6 protein-coding genes and 2 pseudogenes are annotated in these 7,232 nt (G+C 69.3%); 5 read left to right on the plus strand and 3 right to left on the minus strand.

The genetic code is table 11. The annotated features are described in order from the left end of the window. Positions 1-38 precede the first annotated feature (38 nt). Positions 39-176: pseudogene (locus ACFYR3_RS29495) on the minus strand (aldo/keto reductase); the annotation flags it as partial. A gap of 488 nt (positions 177-664) precedes the next feature. Between ACFYR3_RS29495 and ACFYR3_RS29500 the strand changes: the two are divergent. Together ACFYR3_RS29500 and ACFYR3_RS29505 are read left to right on the plus strand one after the other, a co-directional pair. Continuing rightward, entirely contained in the window at positions 665-1,498 is an 834-nt protein-coding gene (locus ACFYR3_RS29500) for a PIG-L family deacetylase (protein ID WP_355855166.1), read from the plus strand. 447 nt (positions 1,499-1,945) lie between these two features. Further along, positions 1,946-2,161 (plus strand): hypothetical protein, encoded by a 216-nt coding sequence (locus ACFYR3_RS29505; RefSeq protein WP_355855169.1) that lies wholly within the window; start codon positions 1,946-1,948, stop codon positions 2,159-2,161. 476 nt (positions 2,162-2,637) lie between these two features. On the opposite strand, the gene ACFYR3_RS29510 is transcribed toward ACFYR3_RS29505, so the two are convergent. Both ACFYR3_RS29510 and ACFYR3_RS29515 read right to left on the minus strand, forming a co-directional pair. Then, complete coding sequence (locus ACFYR3_RS29510) at positions 2,638-3,021, minus strand: hypothetical protein (RefSeq protein ID WP_355855172.1); 384 nt, start codon at positions 3,019-3,021, stop codon at positions 2,638-2,640. A gap of 582 nt (positions 3,022-3,603) precedes the next feature. Further along, positions 3,604-4,456: pseudogene (locus ACFYR3_RS29515) on the minus strand (DUF5937 family protein). A 275-nt stretch (positions 4,457-4,731) separates the two neighbouring features. On the opposite strand from ACFYR3_RS29515, the gene ACFYR3_RS29520 reads away from it, so the two are divergent. The 3 genes from ACFYR3_RS29520 (at position 4,732) to ACFYR3_RS29530 (ending at position 7,040) form a co-directional block, all read left to right on the plus strand. After that, positions 4,732-5,883 carry a beta-propeller fold lactonase family protein gene (locus ACFYR3_RS29520; protein ID WP_355855175.1) on the plus strand — a complete coding sequence of 384 codons (1,152 nt, stop codon included), beginning with the start codon at positions 4,732-4,734 and terminating at the stop codon, positions 5,881-5,883. A gap of 299 nt (positions 5,884-6,182) precedes the next feature. Continuing rightward, the gene (locus ACFYR3_RS29525) at positions 6,183-6,857 is read left to right on the plus strand and encodes a hypothetical protein (RefSeq protein ID WP_355855178.1); all 675 of its coding nucleotides are present in this window, start codon (positions 6,183-6,185) and stop codon (positions 6,855-6,857) included. Positions 6,858-6,899: 42 nt separating this feature from the next. Further along, positions 6,900-7,040 (plus strand): hypothetical protein, encoded by a 141-nt coding sequence (locus tag ACFYR3_RS29530; RefSeq protein WP_356786317.1) that lies wholly within the window; start codon positions 6,900-6,902, stop codon positions 7,038-7,040. Positions 7,041-7,232: the final 192 nt, after the last annotated feature.

Consider the following 7,232-nt stretch of genomic DNA (forward strand, 5'->3'; position numbering starts at 1 on the left):
GGCAAGGATCACACGTTCTCGTGGAAAGTCCATCTCCGGTGTCGTCGCGACGAGTCCTGGTAGTCGGCGCGCTGGAAGAACGGGTGGGTTTCGATCTGGTTGACCGCCGGGGTGATCTCGTTGTTGACGATCAGGTCGAGAGGGCGGTCGGGGTAGAAGCTGGCGACGCAAAGCGCGCACTCCGTCACGAACACTCCTGCGACTGATGGCTGTCGTCCTCACCAGTTCGTGAGGAAATGTCACGCCCCTGAGACAAGCCGGCCATGCCCCGACGTGAGACCACCGAATGACCGAATGACTACTGGTCAGGCACTCTTCGTGTGCCACGAGCACTGAGATCCCACACCAACTGTAGAGTCTCAAATTTCGTGTCGGAATCCTACGGCTGGAACCGGATGAACGTCGGATCCGACGTGGCGCTGAGACATGCAGGTCGCGCCTGTACCTCATTCGCGTTGAAACGCCGACGCCTGGAAGGCCAGGCGGCCGCGCCGGGAACAGCCGGTCCGGTCGGCACGGTTGCATCGACAGAGGGACCGGCGCCGTACGGGCGGGGATCACGGAGACCACAAGGTCGTCCGTCCCACCAGGATCCGGGCCCCGGGATCGCGGTACGCCCGCCGCGCACTCGGACCAAGACGTATTTCTGCAGGAGGACTGATTCATGACTGACCGGCCCTTGACGCTGATGGCAGTGCACGCCCACCCCGACGACGAGGCCACCGGAACCGGAGGGGTCCTCGCGCGGTACGCGGCGGAAGGCATCCGCACGGTTCTCGTGACGTGTACCGACGGCGGTTGCGGTGACGGACCGGGGGGTGTCAAGCCGGGCGACCCCGGGCACGATCCGGCGGCGGTCGCCTTGATGCGCCGTCAAGAACTTGAGGCGAGCTGTGACGTCCTGAAGGTCAGCGATCTGGAGATGCTGGACTATGCCGACTCCGGGATGACGGGCTGGCCGAGCAACGACGCCCCCGGATCCTTCTGGCAGACGCCCGTGCCGGAAGCCGCGGCCCGACTCGCGGATCTCATGCGGCACTACCGACCTGATGTGGTCGTCACCTACGACGAGAACGGCTTCTACGGCCACCCCGACCACATCCAGGCCCACCGCATCACGATGGCGGCGCTGGAGATGACCGCGCTGGCACCGAAGGTGTACTGGACCACGATGCCCCGCTCGATGATGCAGCGGTTCGGCGAGGTCATGCGCGAGTTCCATGAGGACATGCCGGAGCCGGATCCTGCCGAGGCCGCCGCGATGGCCAAGATCGGCCTCCCCGACGATGAGATCACCACGTGGGTGGACACCACCGCGTTCAGCGGTCAGAAGTTCGACGCGTTGGCCGCGCACGCCAGTCAGGGCGAGAACATCTTCTTCCTCAAGATGGGCAAGGAGAGGTTCGGCGAGTTGATGGGCATGGAGACCTTCGTACGTGTCCAGGACGCCACCGGCGCGGCCGTACCCGAGCACGATCTCTTCGCCGGACTGCGCTGAGCCGCCCGTCCGACCGGCCCGGGAACGCGCATCTACCGCACGGCGCGATCGAGCGGGTCACTCGGAGACTTGTTCACGCGAGTTCAGCTCCGGCGGCTCGCGTCCAGGCCCTCGCCGGCGGCGTCGACGCATGCTCGCACTGCCGACCCGGCACCGTGCTCGTCGCCAAACCGCCTGGCAACCGCACCCGTGGGAGACCTGGGGGCTGCTGACTCGGAAGGTGCGCGACAGCCCAGGTCACAAGCTCGGCGGTCTGCTCCGATCAAGGCAGACCGCCGAGGAAGCGACATGAAGCTGAGGCTCCGATGCCCGACACGCCGGAGGCAACGGAAGAAGCAGCAGCTCACGAGGGTGGTCTCCAACACCAACCGCGAGAGCCTGTACCAGCCTACGAACGGCACGACCGCTCCGCATGCGCGCGGCCGGCAGCGCGCGCACGCTGAACGCATGGCCAGTGATCAGTCCGTCGTTGTCTACCCGCCGGCTACGGACGGCGGCCGCAGAGTCCGTGTCGCTGAAGGGTTCGTCGGCATGGCCTACACCCTGATCGACATCGCCGAGTTCCTGCGCCGAGTCGGTATGGACGACGTCGAAGCATCGGACATCAGGACCGCTGAGTGGATCGAATGGCGCGGCGGCGGCCCCGAGGCATGGGACCACTGAGCAGGTAACCCTTGCGCCGGGCAAGGCCCGCGGGACGTCGGCGACGCGGGCGGGAGGTCGGCGACGCGGGGATCTCCTCCGCGGTTTCGCACCCGCGGCCCGTCGGGTCGGGCTGTGCGGCGGGGCCGGAGCCGAGGCGACGCCGGCCCCGCCGTCAGCACGAGCGGCCGAACCACCCCTGCCGGCACCCTGGACTCCGTGCCGACCAGCAGCGCGTCCGGGCAGCCCGCACTCTCTTCTGGGACGGCGCCACGGTCGCAACCTGACTGGATCACATCTGAGGCACCGGGCGCAGCCACCGCAGACACCGGGCAGCGTGGACGGCGGGGCTGCGCACCGCCGAGCGGCCGGTCGACGGAGCGCGGGTGCCCGCCCAGTGGCGGCGGCGGGCGCCGTACGGGGCCGGCGCCCGCCTGGATGCACAGCTGCTGTCCGGAGTGGTCACGCCAGTGCGGCACCCCGTGGGAGCGCGCGGACTACCGGCCGGTGTCTGCGTACTGGGTGTTGCAGTAGTCGATGCTGTCAATGACCACGCACGCCGCGAAGAGGGTGATCGGATTGCTCCGGATGTCGGTGGTTTCGCTGCACTTGTCCTCGCCCTTGCCCTTGAAGTCATACAGCGTCTGACGGTCTCCGACCCTGCGGTAGTAGCGGACGGCGACCCCGTAGCCGTCCGGATAGACGTCGCAGACCCTGACGGCGCCGTTCGCACCGTAGGACACGGCCTGCGCGCGGGTGTGAGCGCCGTAGGCGACGATGGAGGTGCGGTCGGCGGCGTTCGCCGGTCCCGAAAACACCAGTGCGCCCAGCAGAGCCGCGCCGGCGGTCAGTGCGCGCCCCGTCTTCCGATACCTGGTCATGATCTTCCCTTCTCTTCGGCCCGTCGGGCCTATGGGTCCCCCGTGGCGTTTGCCGTCGGGCTGGGCGGGGGCCGGTCGAGGTCGTGCCGGGCATCGAGCTTTCCGGCCGCGGTTTTGTCTGGCAGCCTGCTGCCGCTTCGGACAATTCCGTAGCGTCGCGTCGGAGCGAGGCTGCCGTTGACCAGGACGCCGGGGAGCGTGTCGCCATCCATGCCGGCTGGCCGGGACTTCCCCGGTGCGCCAGGCCGGGTGTCGGAGCTCATGAGTGCCTCCTGCCGCGGTCGCTACGGTTTCACCCTGAGACGGAGGTGAGCCCCCGGAGTGTGACACCGACGCCACCGGATGTGACCCACATCTCACTGCTCGACGACAGCGCGCGGTCCACCGAAAGACGCAGCCGGTACCCAAGCAAGTGGCCAGGTGAGGCAGTTCAGGCGTGACCGGTCCGCGCGGCGCAGGACAGCGAGGTGGCGGGAATCGTCCGGGGTCAAAGTTCTCAGGCGTGGGCCAGTTCACCGGTGGTGTGCGGGCCGCGGGCCAGGGTGCGCAGCAGCCGCAGCCGTACCGGATGCGCGAGTGCCTTCAGCCGTAGCGTGACCGTTCCAGCGTTACCGGTTCCGATGGACTCGCCTCGGCCACGGGGTACTGCACCACCGGTTGCCACCCGGGCGCGTGGACCGCCACCAGGTGCGGGCGGCCGAAGACGCTGAGGAGGAAGGTGACCCCGGTATCGTGGGCGGCGGTCGCATTGTCCTGCAGCTTGTCCACGATGATGCGGTTGCCGTCCGGCGCCAGGGTCACGGCGCTGGAGACCGATGCGAGTGCCGTCCCCAGCCCTGGCGCTTCAGCAGGCCGTTCTTCAGGCGCAGGTCGGTGGCGAGTCGCACGGCGATGCTCGTCCAGGCGGCGTCGAAGAAGGCCTCGGCGCACTGTTCGAGGGTGTTACGCACCCGCGCCCGCACGGCGCCGGGTCCGCGAGCAGCCGTTCCGCGAAGGCCTCTTGGAGCGCGCCGCGGGCCTGGGCCCCGGTCCAGGGCACGCTCGCTCGCCGTCGCGTCGGCGAGCGGCGACGGCGCGGCGAAGGGACCCGGTTGCTTCCGCACGTGGTGATGAGCGCGGTGGTCACATAGGTTTCACCGTCGATCCGGTCCACATCGTCCAACTCCTCGGCGAGGGTCGGCCGGGGACGGGCGGGGACCAGGAAGTCGGCTCATGAGGAACGCGGGCGGAACTCCGCCTCCCTGAGCCGCTCGGCCAGCTCCGGGCGCAGCCCAGTCCAGACGTCCCCGGCCCAGCCGGCGAGCTGCGGGAGATGCGCGGGTTCGGCCAGCACGTTCAGCATCGCGGTCAGCTCGGCCAGCGGGGAGGCGGCGAACCGCCGTCGCCCGGACGGCAGGCCACCGACTTCTCCTGCGACGCCTCGCAAAGCCGGCACGCTGACAGGCTTTACAGACGCCCTCTACTCCGGCGAGCTGCGCGGCAGCGCCGAACCGCAGCACCTCCAAGATTTCTGACAAAACATCACATACCTTGTCGGTGAGGAACAGTGGTGGCTCCCGCACGGAGACGCTGTCGGCGTAGCGTGCACGCCCACCACAGTCCTCGTCCATGTCGTCTCCGCTCGCGGCCACGGTGCCCGAATCTGGCTCGACCAGAGACGCAGGCCTCCAGCGAGACGTCGATCCCGGTCCCTCGTGGAGGCAGAACATCGTGCAGAAGATCACTCGTCTCGGCATGGCTGTCGCGACCGCGCTAGCTACAGCGGCCGTATGCACTCCGTCCGTGTCCGCTGCGGCGCGCGGCGGCGACGACGGGCACGACAGCAGCGGCCACCATGCGGTCTTCGTCCAGACCGACGACCCGGCGGGTAACCAGATCATCGCTTACCGGCGCGCGGAGAACGGGCGGCTGACCCAGGCCAAGACCTACGACACGGACGGTCTCGGGGGCGTGCTGGCCGGGTCGGTCGCCGACCACCTCGCCTCGCAGGGTTCCCTGACCTACGACCCGCGCCATGCCCTGCTGTATGCCGTCAACGCCGGCAGCGACACCGTCTCCGTGTTCTCGGTGGACGGCGACCGCCTGGCGCTGCGGCAAGTCGTCGGCTCCGGTGGCCGTTTCCCGGTGAGCGTCGCCGTGCATGACGACGACGTGTACGTGCTCAACGCACTCGACGGCGGTTCGATCCAGGGCTACACGATCCACGGCGGCCGCCTGCGCGAGCAGGCCGGATGGAACCGCGACCTGGGGCTCGACCCGAACGCCACGCCCCAGTTCACCAACACCCCGGGGCAGGTGGGCTTCACAGGAGACGGCTCCCAGCTCGTCGTCACCACCAAGGCGAACGGCAGCAACCTCCTGGTGTTCAACCTGGACCGCTCCGGCGCACCCGCCGATTCCCCTGTCACCACGAATCTGCCGGGCGCCGTGCCCTTCGCCTTCGTCCCCAACGGCAGCCACGGCCTGTTCCTGGCCGAGGCCGGGACGAACGCCGTCGCGACGTTCACCATCCACCGCGACGGCACCGCATCGCAGGAGGCATACGCGGCCACGGGCCAGTCGGCCACCTGCTGGATCGTCGCCGCCCGCAACCTGCTCTACGCCTCCAACGCGGGCAGCTCGACCCTCAGCGGCTTCCGCACCTCCGACCACGGCCGCCGCCTGACCCCCCTGGGCAACACGCCCACCCACCCCGGCACCGTCGACGCCGCGACCACCCCGGACGGGCATTACCTCTACGCCCAGACGGGAGTCAACGGCATCGTCGACGAGTTCGCGGTCAACGGCGACGGCTCGCTCACCGCGCTGGGCTCCCGGACCGTGCCGGGCGGCGTCGGCGGCGAAGGCATCGTCGCCCCCTGACCGGCCACGCGTACGGCACAAGGCCGCGGCCCCGCCCACCAGGCGGGGCCGCGGCCGGCTCATTCCGCACGTGCCCCATCCCCTCCTCTCACCGCCACGCCCGTGGCCCCCGGCAACCCACCTGGGCCACATGCTCCGACAGCGCCACCTCGATGGTGATGCCACTGCCAGATCACCCGCCGGCACGACCGACGGGTGACGACAGCTCCAAAGCGTCTTCCCCGTTGATCCTGGGGCTGTCAGTGGTGTCGTTTAGGATCTCCGGCGATCGGGGGTGGGCTCCGGTGGGCAGGGGTGTCATGAGCTTTGATCTTGCGGTGTGGTTCGAGCAGAAGCGTCCGTCGCGGGCGGAGGCTGTGCAGAAGTATCGGCGGATGTGCGAGGGCGCATCTGGAGTGGTTGCCGGGAGCCCGGCCGTGGCGAGGTTCCATGAGGCCCTGGTTGCGGAGTTTCCCGAGTTGCCGGATCTCGCTTCGCCCTGGTCGGCCGGCTTGGACGTCTCCGAGGAGTGCGTGCTGATGCCGATGGGGTGGGGCCGTGCGGCAGAGGTGGCTCCGCGCATTGTCGAACTGTCCGGTGAGCACGGGTTGGTGTGCTTCGATCCCCAGGCCGGGGTGGTCCATGTCCCGCCTGGCCTGCGGGGACCCGACCCGTTGCAGCTGCAGTCGTGCGTCGGCCTGCAGGTGGAGGATCCGGATGCCGAGACCGTTGAGCGGGCGGTGCGGAGCCTGTCGGCGGACAACTGGTTCGTGATCCTGGAGGGGAGCGAGGGCCGGTATGTCCAGGTCGGGGCCGGGTCGCGGGCTGGTGTGGCGTCGGGCGGGTTCGGAGTCGAGCACCGTGACGGTTCGCCTGATCGTCACTACCGCTGTGTGCTGCCCGACCTCGAGCAGGTCGTCGCTGTGTTCGCTGACTTCGCGCGCGGTGCTCGGGCCTGGAGCGTGGAGGCGAAGTGGGAGAAGTTGTCGATGTGACCGATAGACCGTGCGGCCCGCCGGCCGGAGGTCGGCGGGCCCGTGCCATACCGAGTGTTCAAGTGCGCGGCCCGGCAGGACGCGCACCCCGAGCAGGTGGCGGCAGCGCTGGGCCTGGACGAGGGCGCGGCGCGGAAACGGCTGGCCCGCTTCGGCCGCTGGAGCCCCTACCGCGCAGAGTGAAGTCGCGCCACCCGAAGGCGACTTGTGCCATTGCGGGCTCCACGTCCGGTCCGTCGCTCCCCCCGTGGTGACGTACCGGACTCCCTCTATTGCCGTCTGACCGTGGCCTCGGCATACTCCCCATAGGCGGCCATTTACGGCCCCACTGATGGCCAGCGGTTTCCCCGCGGATGGCCAGATATCTCCCCGCTC

It is taken from the genome of Streptomyces sp. NPDC005784 (assembly GCF_042871525.1).
Taxonomy (GTDB): Bacteria; Actinomycetota; Actinomycetes; order Streptomycetales; family Streptomycetaceae; genus Streptomyces.